9 protein-coding genes are annotated in these 15,429 nt (G+C 68.7%); 6 read left to right on the top strand and 3 right to left on the bottom strand.

Annotated features, from left to right (window positions below; translation table 11 throughout):
• Positions 1-208: 208 nt before the first annotated feature.
• From DEU32_RS14995 to DEU32_RS14975, 5 genes are all read left to right on the top strand, one after another.
• Positions 209-7,036: a PA14 domain-containing protein gene (locus DEU32_RS14995; RefSeq protein ID WP_114851253.1), complete on the top strand. Its 6,828-nt coding sequence runs from the start codon at positions 209-211 to the stop codon at positions 7,034-7,036.
• Entirely contained in the window at positions 7,033-7,413 is a 381-nt protein-coding gene (locus DEU32_RS16980) for a hypothetical protein (protein ID WP_181819311.1), read from the top strand. The genes DEU32_RS14995 and DEU32_RS16980 overlap by 4 nt, the downstream gene beginning before the upstream one ends.
• A gap of 250 nt (positions 7,414-7,663) precedes the next feature.
• The gene (locus tag DEU32_RS14990) at positions 7,664-8,152 is read left to right on the top strand and encodes a hypothetical protein (RefSeq protein WP_114851252.1); all 489 of its coding nucleotides are present in this window, start codon (positions 7,664-7,666) and stop codon (positions 8,150-8,152) included.
• Positions 8,153-9,155: 1,003 nt separating this feature from the next.
• Positions 9,156-9,770 (top strand): hypothetical protein, encoded by a 615-nt coding sequence (locus tag DEU32_RS14980; protein WP_114851250.1) that lies wholly within the window; start codon positions 9,156-9,158, stop codon positions 9,768-9,770.
• 393 nt (positions 9,771-10,163) lie between these two features.
• Positions 10,164-10,628: a hypothetical protein gene (locus tag DEU32_RS14975; protein ID WP_114851249.1), complete on the top strand. Its 465-nt coding sequence runs from the start codon at positions 10,164-10,166 to the stop codon at positions 10,626-10,628.
• 14 nt (positions 10,629-10,642) lie between these two features.
• On the opposite strand, the gene DEU32_RS14970 is transcribed toward DEU32_RS14975, so the two are convergent.
• Both DEU32_RS14970 and DEU32_RS14965 read right to left on the bottom strand, forming a co-directional pair.
• Complete coding sequence (locus DEU32_RS14970; protein ID WP_114851248.1) at positions 10,643-11,854, bottom strand: lipopolysaccharide biosynthesis protein; 1,212 nt, start codon at positions 11,852-11,854, stop codon at positions 10,643-10,645.
• A complete protein-coding gene (locus tag DEU32_RS14965) occupies positions 11,851-13,194 on the bottom strand; it encodes an MATE family efflux transporter (RefSeq protein ID WP_114851247.1) in 1,344 nt (447 codons plus the stop codon). Before DEU32_RS14965 ends, DEU32_RS14970 begins: the two co-directional genes overlap by 4 nt.
• A 31-nt stretch (positions 13,195-13,225) precedes the next feature.
• On the opposite strand from DEU32_RS14965, the gene DEU32_RS14960 reads away from it, so the two are divergent.
• Positions 13,226-13,888 carry a GAP family protein gene (locus DEU32_RS14960; RefSeq protein ID WP_181819310.1) on the top strand — a complete coding sequence of 221 codons (663 nt, stop codon included), beginning with the start codon at positions 13,226-13,228 and terminating at the stop codon, positions 13,886-13,888.
• A gap of 107 nt (positions 13,889-13,995) precedes the next feature.
• Here the strand turns inward: DEU32_RS14960 and DEU32_RS14955 are convergent, their stop codons facing one another.
• A complete protein-coding gene (locus DEU32_RS14955) occupies positions 13,996-15,333 on the bottom strand; it encodes a uracil-xanthine permease family protein (RefSeq protein ID WP_114851245.1) in 1,338 nt (445 codons plus the stop codon).
• Between the last annotated feature and the right edge of the window lie 96 nt (positions 15,334-15,429).

Raw genomic sequence — 15,429 nt, 5'->3', positions numbered from 1 at the left:
GGTACCGCGGTGGTAGTGCTCGCGGTTCTGCTGTTTGTCCGCACGGCGCGGTGCGGCTTCGGCGTACCCCGGTCGTTCCACCGTCCCCGAACGGGGGGCAGAACCGATGGATCAGCTGAGCGCGACTGTCCTTACGCTCAGTCTCCGTGCTCCCGTGGGGGAGCGGAGGTGACCGGTCCTGGGCCGGTCGGAGCAGTAGGGGAGTCCCATGAGGGGACGAGTCGCGCGGGCCGGAGTGCTCGCATCGGTGATCACCACGATCGCGTTGGTCGCTGAGGTCCTGGTCGCGGTGCCGGCGCAGGCGGCGGAGGTCGACGACCGGCCGGTGACCTCGTTGCCGGCGGTGACCTCGGACGCGGTCCCCGCTCCGACGCCGACTGTCCCGGACGGGGTCGTCGACGCTCCGAAGATCGCCTACGACCAGGCGCCCACGGCGACCGCGGACGACCGGACGAAAGCACTCGGCGGCGACCTGCAGCCTGCTGCGCCGGATTCGCCGTTCGATCCGGACACGTCGAAGCTCGTCGGGCGATCGACGTTCAAGGACACCTACGAGAACACCGACGGTTCGAAGACCGCGGTCATCTCGCAGGTCCCGCAGAACATCAAGGACGACCGGGGCAAGTGGGTCCCGGTGAACACGGACGTGGACGTGACGTCGGCGGGGACCGGTGTCGTCGACGACCACCCACTGGACCCGGTGTTCGCGGACAACGCGTCGGGCTCGGACGTCCTGACGATGCACCACGACGGGTTCACGCTCGCGTACTCGCTCGAGGACGCGGCGGACAGCTCGCTGTCGCACACGAACAAGGGCGGCGCGGGTGACGAGGTCACCTACCGTGACGTCTTCCCGGACACGGACCTGCACTACACGGTGACGAACGGGACCGTGAAGGAGGAGCTCGTCCTGGCGGAGCTGCCGACGAAGGCGCGGGACTCGTGGACGTGGCACGTGCGCGGCAAGGGCCTCGCAGCCACCACGGAGGACGACGGCACGATGGTGTTCCGGTCGGACTCGGGAACGGTCGAGTTCGCGGTTCCGCAGCCGCAGATGTGGGACTCGTCCGGCGTCGAGAACGTGCGTGAGCCGGCATCGACCGCTGTCGCGACGACGCTGGCGGAGGACGGTGACGGCTGGACGATCACGATGGCCCCGAGCCGGACGTGGTTGGAGGACCCGGCACGGGTGTTCCCGGTGCACGTCGACCCGACGTCGGCCACGTCCTGGTCGAACGACCAGCACGCGTACAAGTCGGACGGCGCTTCGATCACCGACGGCGTCATCCGTATCGGGAATGCCCGGGACGGCGGCGACAAGTACTGGCGGACGGTCGCGCACTTCAACTACGAGCAGTTCTTCGGCAAGCAGATCATCAACGCACGCGTCGACGGCTACCTGCATGACGCTGGGACGACCACTTCGTACGCCGGGTCTGTCAGCCAGGCGACGAGCTTCGGCTACGGCGGTGTGGGGCAGCAGATGAGTGTCTGGCCGATCAGCGATGCCGGATCGGCGGGCGACAGCGGGGTCGCGGACTCGGTCGCCTCGTGGGTCCGCTCGCAGACCAAGGGCGTGTACTTCATGCTGCGCGGTCAGGAGACGCCAGGTGCGTACACCTACAAGACCATCGATGCTGCGCTGATCGTCGACTACAAGGACCTGCCGACGGCTGGTGGATCGATCGCACCCTCGCCCGCGAACGGCAAACGGGGGCCACTGGCTCCGAAGCTCGCGATCTCGGGAACCGACCCCGAGAAGACCGGTTTGGACTACGCGTACCACGTCAGCACGAACAGCAACCCTGACGTCGGCACGGTGTGGGACTCGGGCTGGGGTGCGCAGACCGTCCAGGTCCCGTGGGGGACCTTGAAGCCGGGTACGAAGTACTACTGGAAGGGCTTCATCCGCGACGGCTACAACGGCGTGCACGGCACGTCGACGAAGTCCGAGTCGTCGGTGTTCTCCTTCACCACCAACAACGCGCCGTTGTCCAGCCAGGCGGGATCATCACCGACCGACGACACCGTCTCGACGACCCTCACTCCCGAGCTGACGGTCCCGGCGATCTCGGACGCCGAGGTCGATCCGTTCAAGGTCAACTTCACGGTCGCGACCGGATCGGATGCGAGCTCCGGCACCGTGGTGTCCTCCGGTTGGTTCACCCCGACAGCCGGTCAGCCGATCACCTGGAAGGTACCGGCGAACAGCCTGCACGACGGTGGCGCGTACTCCTGGACCGTCCGAACGGACGACACCTACGACAAGCCTCCGGTCAACTGGGTGAGCAGCTTCACCGTGAACCAGCGCATCGGCGAGGCAGGCCCCGCGCCGACGGACACCGCTGGCCCGGTGACGGTGAACCTCGCCAACGGTAACGTCGGCATGCGGTTCTCCTCCCCGACCGTGTCGACCCTGGGCGGCGACATGGGGATGGCGTTCAGCTACAACTCGCAGCAGGCATCGTTCGGTGGGCTGACCGGGTCGTACTTCGACGACACCCCCGCATCCGGCGCAGCACCGGACTACTCGTTCACGGGCAAGACGCCCGTGCTCGTACGGAACGACCCGTCGCCGACGTTCAACTGGGGGCAGGGCTCCCCGGCTCCGTCCGTCCCAAAGGACGACTTCCTGGTCCGGTGGACCGGGTACATGACCATCCCGTCCAGCGTCCTCGATGCCAGCGGGAAGCTGACCTTCTCCGTCGCGCACGACGACGGCGCACGCCTCTGGGTCAACAACACGAAGATCCTCGACAAGTGGTCCGTGTCGAACGCGGAGGACACATCGTCCGCGATCGCCCCCGGGACGAAGGCGGTCCCGTTCCAGCTCGAGTACTTCGAGCACACCGGCGGCGCGAGCGTCGCGCTCTCCTACCTCGGTCCTGACGGCAAGCCGAAGCCCGTCCTGTCGGACTGGTTCTCCCGTCAGGTCGAGTCGATGCCGGCCGGCTGGTCGTCGTCGACGGCGCTCGAGGGCGATGCCGGTGACTGGGCGAGCGTTCGTGTCGCCGACAACACGGTGGTGCTGACTGACACGACCGGGACGGCCCACACCTACACCCGGACCGGCGGGTCGGGCTCGTCGACCGGCTACAAGCCGCCGGCGGGTGAGTACGGCCAGGTCGCGCTCGACCAGTCCGGGCAGGTCACCTTCACCGACGACGACGGCACCGTCACCGTCTTCAACGCCTCCGGCCGTGTGTCCACCGTCACGAGTGCCGGGGACGCGATCAAGCGTGCGACGCCGTTCTCGACCTACCGCGGCGGCACCGGGATGATCGACCGGCTCACGGACCCGCTGTCGAAGAAGTCCGACGGCTCCTACGGCCGGCAGATCCGGTTCGCCTACGCGGGTGACAAGGCCACCGACGTCGGCCTGAGCGCCGCCGACACCGACTCCAGCGGACTGGCGTGCCCTGTCCCGACCGGTTTCGGTCAGGTGCCGGCGAACATGCTCTGCCGCATCGTCTACCCGGACCACGCCGCCGGGAAGCAGGACACCACGCAGCTCTTCTACGACACCAGCGGCAACCTGTCCCGGATCCTCGATCCCGGCAACGAACAGACCGACTTCGGCTACGACGCCGGCAAGCTGACGCTCCTGCGTGACGCGACTGCGAACGACTGGCTGGCTGCCGACAGCAGTCGCGCCATCGACCAGAACACGGCCACGACCATCACCTACCAGGACGGGAAGGCCACCTCGGTGACGCTGCCCGCCCCGGACGGGGTGACGAGCGCCTCCCGACCGGCGAAGACCTACACGTACGGAACCGGAACGTCCTTCGTCGACGTGCTCGCGCTGGGACTGCCGTCCGGCACCCACGCGACCACCGTGACCTACGACGCCGCGTGGCGGCAGCTGACCACCACGAGCCCGTCCGGGCTGACGGCTTCGCAGAAGTGGGCAGAGCCGGACAAGGTGATCTCCTCCACCGACCCGCAGGGTCGGAAGACGACGACGATCTACAACCAGCAGGACCGTCCGACCGACAGCTACGGGCCCGCGCCGGCGTCGTGCTTCCCGGACGACCAACAGCCCACCGACGCATGCCGCCCGACCACTGCGCACTCCAGCACCGGATACGACCAGGACGCGAGCGGTAATCCGCTCCGTGGTCTGAACGCGACCTGGTACGACAACGACCGCCTCGCGGGAGCGCCGAAGTCCTACGGGCTCGGTGTCGGGAACAGTGACGGCTCGATCAACCAGACCTGGGCCAAGGGCAGCCCGGCAGCAGCCGGCGCCGGCTTCACGACCGACAACTTCTCCGTCCGCCTGACCGGGCTGATCACGATCCCGGACACCAGCGCGTACCCGGCGAAGGCGGACTACACGTTCCTGACCAAGTCCGACGACGGCGCCCAGCTCTGGGTTGACGACGTACCGCTCATCGACGACTGGGGCCCCCACTCCGCGACGGAGACCGCAGCAAACCAGAAGGTGACCCTTGCGAGAGGGCAGTCGGTCAAGATCCGTCTGCAGTACCGCGAGGTCACCGTCGACGCATCCCTGGCGCTCGAGTGGAAGATCAACGGCGGCACCACGACGGTGATCCCGGGAACCGCGTTGACGCCCGACTACGGCCTGGCCACGACGTCGAAGACGGACGATCAGGCGCCGACCGGTGTCGCTGGCATCTCGGCATCGCAGATCAGTGGTTCCACGTCCGCGACGGTGTTCGACAAGCCGTGGCTCGGGATGTCCACCGCAACGATCACCGACCCGTCAGGACTCGCGTTGAAGGAGACGGCGAGCTACGAGCCCCAGAACTCCGGCTACCTCCGCCAGCTCACGCGCACCCTGCCGGCCCAGGCAGCTGCAGCTTCGACGAACGCGTACTTCGGTGACACGGAAACGATCAAGGCCGCGTACGGCACCACGGACGGGCAGATCTGCGGCGTGGACGTGTCGACGCCGCAGTACGGACAGCTGAAGACCACCACCGGAGCCACCCCGGCGACCGGGAGCGCGGTCACGACCTCGTACCTCTACGACATCTGGGGTCGTACCGCGGGCACCAAGCAGTCCGGGGACGACGACTGGTCCTGCACCGTCTACGACGCCCGTGGACGCGTGGTGAAGGACACCACTTCGGCGTTCAGCGGTCAGCCCGGAACCACCGAGACGACGTCGTTCTCAGCGGACGGTCTGACCACCGTGGTGACCGACGACAGCGTCGCCGGGTCCCCGAACGGGTCCAAGATCACCACCGTGTCGAACCTCCTCGGCCAGGTCACGAAGTACGTCGACGTGTGGGGCACGACGACGACCACGTCCTACGACCAGGCGGGCCGCGTCACCTCGACGCTGGCGGTGACGGCGGACGGTGTGCAGCACTCGACGGGGCAGTCGTACGACATCGACTCGAAGGTGACGCAGTTCACCGCTGACGGCAAGGTCGTCGCCGTACCCACGTATCAGCAGGGTGACGTCACGTCGGTCTCGTACCCGTCCGGGGACGGCAACGCCGGCAACGGCACGTCCGCGACGGTGACCAAGGACGGCGCTGGGCAGCTGACCGGATTGGCGTGGTCGTTCCCGAACAACCAGCCGCAGCTCACCGATCAGGTCGTCCGGTCTCAGTCCGGTGACGTCCTGAAGGACACCACCGCGCTCGGTGCGACGTCGAACACGTCGACGTACTCCTACGACACGGCCGGACGGCTCGTGGCTGCGGCCATCCCCAGGCACCAGATGACGTACGGGTTCGGTCAGGCCGCGTGCGCGCAGGCGGGTGCGGTCGCTGCGGCGGGGAAGAACGGGAACCGGACGTCTTCGTCGGATCAGCTCCTCGACGCTTCCGGGAACCAGGTAGGCGCGGCGGCGCAGGTCGCGTCCTGCTACGACGCAGCGGACCGGTTGCTCGGGACGACGGTGACGAACCCGGTTGCCGGAGCAACGCCGGTGAACCAGTCGCTGACGGCTTCGCAGCTGGTGTACGACGCGCACGGGAACACGACCACCCTGGCGGACGAGACGCTCGTGTACGACGGGCAAGACCGGCATGTGCAGACCGTCCTCGACGACGGGTCGAAGGTCACGTACGTGCGTGACGCGGCGAACCGCATTGTGCAGCGCACCGAACAGGCAGCGGACGGAACGAAGACGGTGACCCGGTACGGATTCACCGGTGACGGCGACACCCCGGACTTCGTCTACGACGGCTCATCGAAGCTGACCGAGTGGGACCTTCCGCTCGCGGGTGGCGTCACGGTCGAGCTCCGCGGGACGAGCGCCGTGTGGTCGTACCCGAACATCCACGGCGACATCATCGCCACGGCTGATGCCGCCGGGCAGCTCGCAGGCACGACACTGCCGGTGTACGAACCGTTCGGTCAGGTTATGGACCCGACCACCGGACTGTTCGGGACCGTGCCGGCCAACCAGTCCGGGCCGGACACGCAGCAAGGCAACGCGGACTACGGCTGGCTCGGGCAGCACCAGAAACTCACCGAACACCTCGGGTCCATTGCCACGATCGAAATGGGGGCACGGCAGTACGTCGCTGCGCTGGGGCGGTTCCTGCAGGTCGACCCTGTGGAGGGCGGCACCGACAACGCCTACGCGTACGTCAACGACCCAATCAACGCATTCGATCTGAGCGGACAGTACTCTTGGAAGCAGTTCGGCAAGGATGCCCTGAAATGGGGGAAGCGAGCACTTGATAACTCAACTGTTCGCACGATCGCTATAGGCCTAGTGCTCGCCGTCGCCTGCACGAACCCGTTCAGTTGCATCGCACTCGGTGCGGCGCTTGGAGCAGGGCTGGGGGCGTTGAATTGGCGCGTGAACCACCACAGAGACCCAATTGGAAGGCACATCGCGCTTGGGGCAGTCGAAGGTGCAGGTGCAGCATTCAAGGGAGTGGCAAATGCGAAGGTTGCCCGTGCGTTGAAACTTCGAAATGTTCGCGGCGCGTTCGGAATGAGGGCGACTCGTTCGTCGGCGCGCACCAAAACTTGGTTGGGAACATCTGCGCTCATTCGCAGGGCACACGCAACCCAGCGTGCGGCAAGGAGAAAATGGTGAAGAAGGTTCCGGTATCTCGACTCGAGGTAATCGGCTGGATAGTTGCTGCGACTGATGCCGGCATTGTCGCAATGGTCGGCATCGAGAGGGTAACTGACTCGAAGATCATGCTATCTATAGTGATTATTCTGGGTCTCATGTCGCTGGTCCTGTTTATTGGTAACGGAGTGGTTGTCAACGCTCGCCGCAGTAACACGTCGCGTGAAGAGGCGGGGGCATCACAAGGCAAGCATTCGGCTGCGATCACGAGGTCAGGAAGGCTCTACGATTACGTACTTGGATTGATAAATCCTACGGATCAAGGGGTGATCTATCTGATCTATGGGAGTGTGGCGTTGATCGGTATCCTGATTGTCCTTTCTTTCGTTTTCCAATAAGGTCCCACCATGCTGTTTCGCGAAACTGAAACATTCATCGCAGCATTCGAGGGGCAGCCCGGTGAGGCTGTGACGGGGCGGGAAGGGGAGGGCGTTGTCGACGGATCGGCGCCTCGACCTGGTCCCGCATCCACGAGAGACGACGGAATCCCGAGCTGCAACCTTGTAAAGACTCCGAAGCGTCCCTCTGACGTACCGGCAGTGGCCCCGCCTCAAGCACACCGGGCGACAGTTCGAACGAGTTGAACCGATGGAGAAGGTAATGCGACGCGTCGCTCACTCAGGCAACACCGCCCGATGGATTGCGTTGCCGCTCTACTCAACTACGTTGTCCGTCATCCTTCTGAATCTCCTCAGTGGCACCGCGGTGCCGCGCACTCTTCCGGCCGGGATGATCCTCGGTGTTGTGGTGTCCGCCATGGGGTATTTCCTGATGAGGAGCCTGTTCATGGGTATCTACATCAACGGGCAGGTCCTTGTTGTTCGGAGCTGGTTCCGTACATCACGATGGAATCGTGCTGCGATAACGAGTTACCGGGTCGTGAGTTACGAAGGCTTCTTGAACGCCGGGAACCTCGACGGAAGTGGCCGATTCCTCAAGGTGATGGCTTTCGGCATCAGGGATGACGAGGGGTCAGTCCGCTTGCGCCATCCATTGGGGACGTTGTGCGGCCCAACCCGTGCCGCACAGCAGACAAGGGAGATCTCTGCTTGGCTGGAGGGTGCCGCGCATGCGTGACGACCAGGATCAAGCCCGAGAGACCAGTGAGGGTCGAGGTTGGCGGGGTTCGTCTGTGCCGGGCGACCGGCCGAGAAGGCCTGGTCTGCGGAGTTGTTGAGGTCGTCGTGGACGCCGCAGCGCTGAGCTATGGGGACGCGGATTGGCATGAGGGCAGCGTTGGGTCGAGGCACTTCGAAATTGCCACTGAAGAATGGAAGGGGGTGGTATCGGGTTTCGCGCTCCGGCGACTTGGCATACAGGGCGCCTGTTAAGCACGCCGGTGTGTGGAAATCGAACATCATGTCAGGCAGGAATGGTTATGGACAGGGTGCCCAGATGCGCAACGTGCACGTGATGCACGGGACTCGGAGATTTTTTTGAGTAGCTTCGCGAGTTCGTCGATGCCGAGTGAGTGGCCTGACGGCGTTGTTGTCGCACAGTACGAAAGTGGCCCCTTTCGGGGCCACTGGGTGGTCGTTGAAGCCGTCGATTCCATGTGTGGGGATGCGGATCCGGAACACTATCGCGTGATCGCGGTAGACCTGCCTATATCGCTCGACAACGGGGCCCCGATCTTGCTCCCTGCTGAGCATTCTCCTCAGGCGGATGGCAGCGCAGACGTCCTTCAGATCATGCGGAGAGATCTCCCTCTTCGTTGGTCCGTAGAGGCGGATGACATAGAACGGGCGTACAAGTGGCTCGCCGACATGGACGAGCGGATACGCGCCAGTCTTCCTCGCAAGGACCGGCGATTTCTCAAGTATCTGAGGAAGCACTTCAGCCCCCCGAAGCGGATGCCGTGAGTACAGTGATCATGCGGTCGGCAGGTCACTATCCGCAGTGCTACCAAGAGCGTGCTTAGGAATGCTACAACGCGCAGGGAAAAGGAGAGCGTTCGCGTAGGTTTGTGAACAATGGTTCTGCGCGCCGCGAGCACCGCGTTCGACAAGATGTGCGTTGATAGCGCTGAGGACTCTGCCAACTCATGTGAGTTCGGCACTGTGCAACGGGAGGAGTGCGGGTGACTGCCGGCGACGAGCAGCGTCCAGGAGCGTTCGCCCCGTTCGGCGCGGGGGTCGTGGCGGCCGCCGTCGGATTCCCGGTCCTCGTCCTCAGCGAGCTACGCGATCTCGCCACGGACCCGATCGATGCGGCGGTCTCCCTCGCCGTCGTGTTCGGCGCGCCCGTCGCCGTGGTGTTGCTCGGTCTCCTCTCCGCTGTCGCGCGGCGGCGGGGACGGCGCCTCCGGGAGGCGCATCCTGGGGCAGCGTTGGTGCACGTGATCGTGACGCCCGAGGTGCGGCGGCGACTCCGGCTCGAGGACGAGCTGCGGCGCTTGTACACCGCGACGCTCCTGTTCGAGCCCGATCGGACCTCGCTGTGGCGCGGCGGATCCCGCCCGGTCCTCGTCGTCGAGTCGCACGGCGAGGACCTCATGCCGCGGGCGACCTCGGTGCGCCACGCGGCGAACCGCGTCGCTGCGGTCGAACTCGTGTTCCGGCAGTGCGTGCTCACCGTGCCGGTGGCGCACAGCACCAGTGTGTTCAACGTGCCCGACGGACGGGACGCCGTCGACCGGCTCTGCCGCTCGATCGAACAGGATCGCGGTCCAGGCGAACCAGAAAGACGAAGATAGCGCGCCGAGTTTCGCCAAGGATGTATCTTATGCCGGATGTTTTCCGGGAGTTGAGAAGCGCAAGGCCTTGATTCCTCGGCCCGCGGCCGGAATCATCCCCTTGGGGCTGAGTACCACGTTGGATCACACTTCCGGGGGTGCTGCTCGCAGGTGGTCAAGAAGCCTGTCGCGCCCAGTGCTCTCGATGATTGCTCCCCCGATGCCGTCGGTCTCCGCGACGACCGCCCGCTCCGCTCGTGGATGACCAGGATGCGCCCTCCGCACCATCGAGGGTCCCCTCGGCCGCCGATGAAGCGGACCCGTCGCGGGGATGACCGACGGTCGTCCCGTCGGCCGACCCCGTCGAGACCGCGGGCGGACGATCCCCGGGCGCCGACCGGACAGGCTCGGAGCATGAGCACCAGCACCAGCACCAGCACCAGCACGCGCACCACCGTCCGTCGTTCCACCGCCCTCGTCGCCGCAGCCGCCTCCATCGGGCTCCTGACCGGCTGCAGCGTCGTCCACCAGCAGCTGGGCGACGCGTGGGCCGTGACGTACGAGGTGACGGTCGACCAGCCCGTCGGCGCGACGCTCGCGGACGTCCACGTCGAGGGCGCCGACGGCCGCGGGGACGCGCCTCGCGAGGTCGACCTCGGCGACCGGAAGACCCGGAAGGCGTCGGACGGCGGATCGCGTTGGACGCGGGAGCTCGTCGTGCTCGCGGAGGACCGGGCCTCGGTCCGGGCGACGCCCGCCGCCGGGGCGACCGCTACCTGCCACATCCTGCTCGACGGCGGGCGCGAGATCGCCTCCGACACCTCGAGTGCGCCGGGCGAGCCGGTGCGGTGCTCGGCGACCACGCCGACGTTCGACTGACGGGGCAGCCGTGCTCAGCGCCGCCGCAGCCCGAGTCCGAGCACCGCGACCAGGTTCACCGCGCTGCCGACCAGGAACCCGGTCGTCCCACCCGCGACCCCGGCGACCGGCGCGAGCACGGCCATCAGCACCGCACCCACGACGAACCCCGCGACCGAGGCCAGCGCCACCGCCCGCGACCGACCGGCCGCGAGCAGGAGCGCCGCCGGCACGAGCCCGACCGTGAACACCCACACGCCGACCATCAGGTACCGCAGGTCCGCCACGGCTGCCGCCCCCTCGGCCGGGTAGACGAGCGGCAGGAACCACCCGGCGAGCAGGGCGACGAGTCCGAACACGACCGCGGTCCCGCCCGCGAAGCCCCCGACGAGCACGGCGGCGCCGCGGGAGCGCAGCGACCCGCCGTCGGTCCGGTGCGCGAAGGCGGGGACGAGCACCTGCCCCAGGGCCTGCCCGAGCATCGAGGCGGGCGTCGCGAGCGTGAACGCGGCGGCGTAGACCCCGGCCTCGCGCGCGGAGACGCTCACCTGCGCCGCGATCATCGTCAGCTGGAGCAGGCCGTTCGCGGTGGTCACGGCCAGGACGTTCCACAGCGCGAAGCCGAGCACCCCGGTCGTCGGCTCCGGCGGCCCGGCGGCCCGGTTGCCCCGCGGCCAGCACGCCACCGCGAACACCGTGTAGCCGACGGCCAGGGGGAGCAGCACGAGGGCCTCGAGCCGGGCGACGCAGACGGCCACGAGCAGCCCGAGCGCGAGCACGCTCGTGACGGTGTCCCACAGCGCGGTCAGCGGCGCACGACCGTAGCCGAGCTGCGCACCCCGCGCGTGGCAGTAGAGGCCGTAGGCCACCACCACCGCGACGCCGCCGACGACGGTCCACGGCCCGTTGCCCCACGCGACGGCGATCGGCACGGTCAGCGCGGCGAGCACGACGCTCGACACCGCCGTCGCAGCCCCGAGCAGTCGGTTCACCGCGGCGTCCGACCGGCCGGCCCGGAGCGCGACCGCGAGGTACCGCGACGCCGTGTTCCCCGCCGCGTTCGGCCAGAGCAGCGCCGCGAAGACCGACAGGGACAGCAGGGCCGTGGTGTGCCCGAGCGTCTCGGTGCCGAACACCCGGCCGACGACGACCGTGACCAGGAGCTTCGCGACCCCCTGCACCCCGATGCCGACCGTCGCGAGCACCGCGGAGGACGCGACCGCGGTCCCTTCCCCGGAGCGCGTCACCGGGCCAGCGCCTGTTCGATCCAGCCTCGTCGGTGCGCCCGGAGCCCGAGCGTCACCGCCCGGACCCCGATGTACCCGAGCGTGAACGCCGCCCAGAGCCCCGCGAGCGTGCCGCCCGCCCACCAGAGGAGCGGCAGGTACACGACCAGGTTGACCCCGCCGGCGATCGCCAGGTACCGGGCGTCACCCGCGCCGATGAGCACGCCGTCGAGCACGAAGACGTAGCCCGCGACGGGCATCCCGACCGCGATGAGGACGAGCACGACGGGCAGCGCGTCCCGGACCGCGGCGGAGTCGGAGAACACCGGTCCGAGCAGGCCGCTCACCGCCACCGTCACGAGCCCGAGGAGCACGCCCCCGGCGATGCCGAGCAGCACCAGCCGCCGGGTGACGAGCCGTACCCGGTCGGGGTCGCGCGCGCCGAGGCCGTGCCCGACGAGGGCCTGTCCGGCGATGGCGAGGGCGTCGAGCGCGAACGCCAGGGTCGAGAAGACGGTGAGTCCGACCTGCGTCGTCGCGAGCCCGGTGGTCCCGAGCGCCGCCGCGGTCCCGACGGTCGCGAGCATCGCGACCCGCAGCGAGGCGGTGCGGAGGAACAGCCACGCCCCCGACCGCAGCGCGCGTGCGACGCCGGACGCTCCCGGCCGCAGCGGCGCACCGGACGCCCGGGCTGCGCGGACCGCGATGCCGACGTAGACCGCCGCCATGGCCCACTGCACGATGACGGTGCCGGCCGCCGAGCCCTCGACGCCCCAATCCGCGCCGTAGATGAGCACGGCGTTGAGCAGCCCGTTCGCCACGAAGCCGACGGTCGCGACGACGAGCGGGGTCCTGGTGTCCTGCAGACCGCGCAGCAGTCCGGTCGAGGCGGTCACGACGAGGATCCCGGGCAGGCCGATCAGCGACACCGTCAGGTACGCCGTCGCGGCCGCCGACACCGCGGGCGAGGCGCCGAACAGGTCGACGAGCGGCCCGGCCAGCGGCCACCCGACGAGCGCGAGCACGACGCCGAGCGCGAGCGCGAGCCACATCCCGTCGATACCGGCGTGCACCGCGCCGCGACGGTCCCCACCACCGAGGGCCCGGGCGACGGCCGGGGTCGTCGAGTACGCCAGGAAGACGAGGAGCCCCGTCACGGTCTGCAGCACGGCGCCCGCCAGGCCGACCGCGGCGAGGGAGGTCGCCCCGAGGTGCCCGACGAGCGCGGTGTCCGTCAGCAGGAAGAGCGGCTCGACGACGAGCGCCCCGAGGGCGGGCACCGCGAGCCGGACGATGTCCCGGTCGACCCCGCGCTGCTCGGAGCGAGCAGGGCGCTCGGCGGACGCGGGAGGACGGGGCACCGCACCATTCTGGTGGCGGTACGCTCCGACCGTGGACCTGACCGCCCTCGTGCCCGGTGCCGTCGGGATCGCCCTGAGCCCCCTGCCGATCGCGTCGGTCGTCTTCCTGCTCGGGCACCGCCGCGGGTACGGACCCGCGATCGCCTGCCTGGTCGGGTGGGCGACGGCGGTGGCCGTGGCGCTCGTGGTCGCGGTCCTCGTCGGCGAGCGGCTCCCGCTCGAGACCGCCGGCGGGTCGTCGGTGCAGGCCGTCGTGGCGCTCGCCGCCGCCGCGGTGCTCGCCGGACTCGCCGTCTGGCAGTGGACGACACGGCGCCTGCCCGACGGGCGTCCGTCGAGTGCCCGGTGGTCGGACGCCGTCGAGCGGCTCGGCACCGGTCACGGCTTCGGCCTCGGCCTGCTCCTGTTCTGCAACCCCAAGGCGCTCGTGCTCGCGCTCACCGCGGGACTGGCGTTCGGCGACGCTGACCCCGCGCCGGGGCAGGCCGTCGTGGCGGCCGTGCTGTTCGTGGTCGTCGCCGCCTCGACGGTCGCTGCGCCGGTCGTCCTCGCGGCTGCCGCCGGTCCGCGTGCGCACCGGCCCCTGTCCGCCCTGCGGGTGGGCATCGAGCGGTGGGGCACCGTCGGCCTGGTGGTGGTGCTCGTCGTGCTGGCGGTGGTCCAGCTGGTGGTCGGCCTCACCGGCCTCCGCTGACCCGGCCGGTCCCGGCAGGCGGGCAGGTGGGCTGACGGGCTGGCGGGACGCCGGACGGGAGGATCGTGGCGGGCTGGCCACGATCCTCCCGTCCGGTGGTCCGTGCGTCAGTCCGCGCGCGGCTCCGCCGGGACCGCGCCGGTCGCGGCGTGCGCCGCGTCCGAGGCCTTCGGCGCGACCAGTTCCGTGCCCCGTGCCCGGCCGACCAGGTCCATCAGGTGGTAGACGGCGATCGCCGCGACGGTGCCGACGATGATGCCGCCGAAGGTCGCGCCACCGAACGAGAACGTGAAGTCGGCGATGCCCATGATCAGGGCGATGCCCGCGGTCAGCTGGTTCTTCGGCTTGGCGAAGTCCACCTTGTTCTCGACCCAGATGCGGATGCCGATGACGCCGATCAGGCCGTACAGCGCCGTGGTCGCACCGCCGAGCACGCCGGCCGGGACCGACGAGATGACCATCCCGACCTTCGGCGACAGCCCGAGCAGGATCGCGACGATGCCCGCGACCCAGTACGCGGCGGTGGAGAAGACCCGTGTGGCGGCCATGACGCCGATGTTCTCGCCGTAGGTCGTGGTGGCCGAACCGCCCCCGGCGCCGGCGAGCACCGTCGACAGGCCGTCCGCCATGAGCGCGCGTCCGGTCAGCGGCGTGAGGTCGCGTCCGGTCAGCTGCCCGACGCCCTTCACGTGACCGACGTTCTCGGCCACGAGCGCGAGGACGACGGGCACGAAGCCCAGGTACACGGCGAGCTGCCCGGGGTCGAAGGCCGGCGCCGTGAAGGTCGGCAGGCCGACCCAGGGGACCTCGGACACCTTCGACAGGTCGACCTGCCCGGACAGTGCGGCCACGACGTAGCCGACGACGACACCGATCACGATGGACAGGCGGCCGACGAGCCCCTTGAACAGGACGGTCACCAGGATGATCGCCGCGAGGGTGACCACCGCGGTCAGGGGTGCCTTCGTGAAGTTGTCGCGGGCGGCCGGCGCCAGGTTGAACCCGATCAGGGCGACGATCGCACCGGAGACCACTGGTGGCATGAGCCGGTCGATCCAGCCCGCACCGGCCAGGTGCACCACGAGGCCGACGAGCGCGAGCAGGGCGCCGACGACGATGATGCCGGACAGGGCGAGGGGGATGCCGCCGATCTTCGTCGCGGCCGCGATCGGCGCGATGAAGGCGAACGAGGAACCGAGGTAGCTCGGCAGCCGGTTGCCCGTGATGAGCAGGAACAGCAGGGTCCCGACACCGCTGAAGAGCAGCGTGGTGGACGGTGGGAAGCCGGTCAGCAGCGGGACCAGGAAGGTCGCGCCGAACATCGCGACGACGTGCTGGACACCGAGGCCGATCGTCCGCCCCCAGCTCAGGCGCTCGTCCGGCGCCACGATCGTCGAGGCGGAGACGGTCGCGCCGTCCCCGTGCAGCTTCCAGCCGAGTCCCATGCGATGACCGTACCGGGCCGCCGGCACCCTGTGGGGTCGTCCACAGGGGTGGCCACTGACCGGGTGCCGAGCCGGTGGTGGTGGCTATCGTGGACG

This window comes from Curtobacterium sp. AG1037 (assembly GCF_003349855.1).
Lineage (GTDB): Bacteria > Actinomycetota > Actinomycetes > Actinomycetales > Microbacteriaceae > Curtobacterium > Curtobacterium citreum.
Note: the sequence above shows the minus strand (reverse complement) of the source record. Positions and strands in the feature narration are given on the sequence as shown.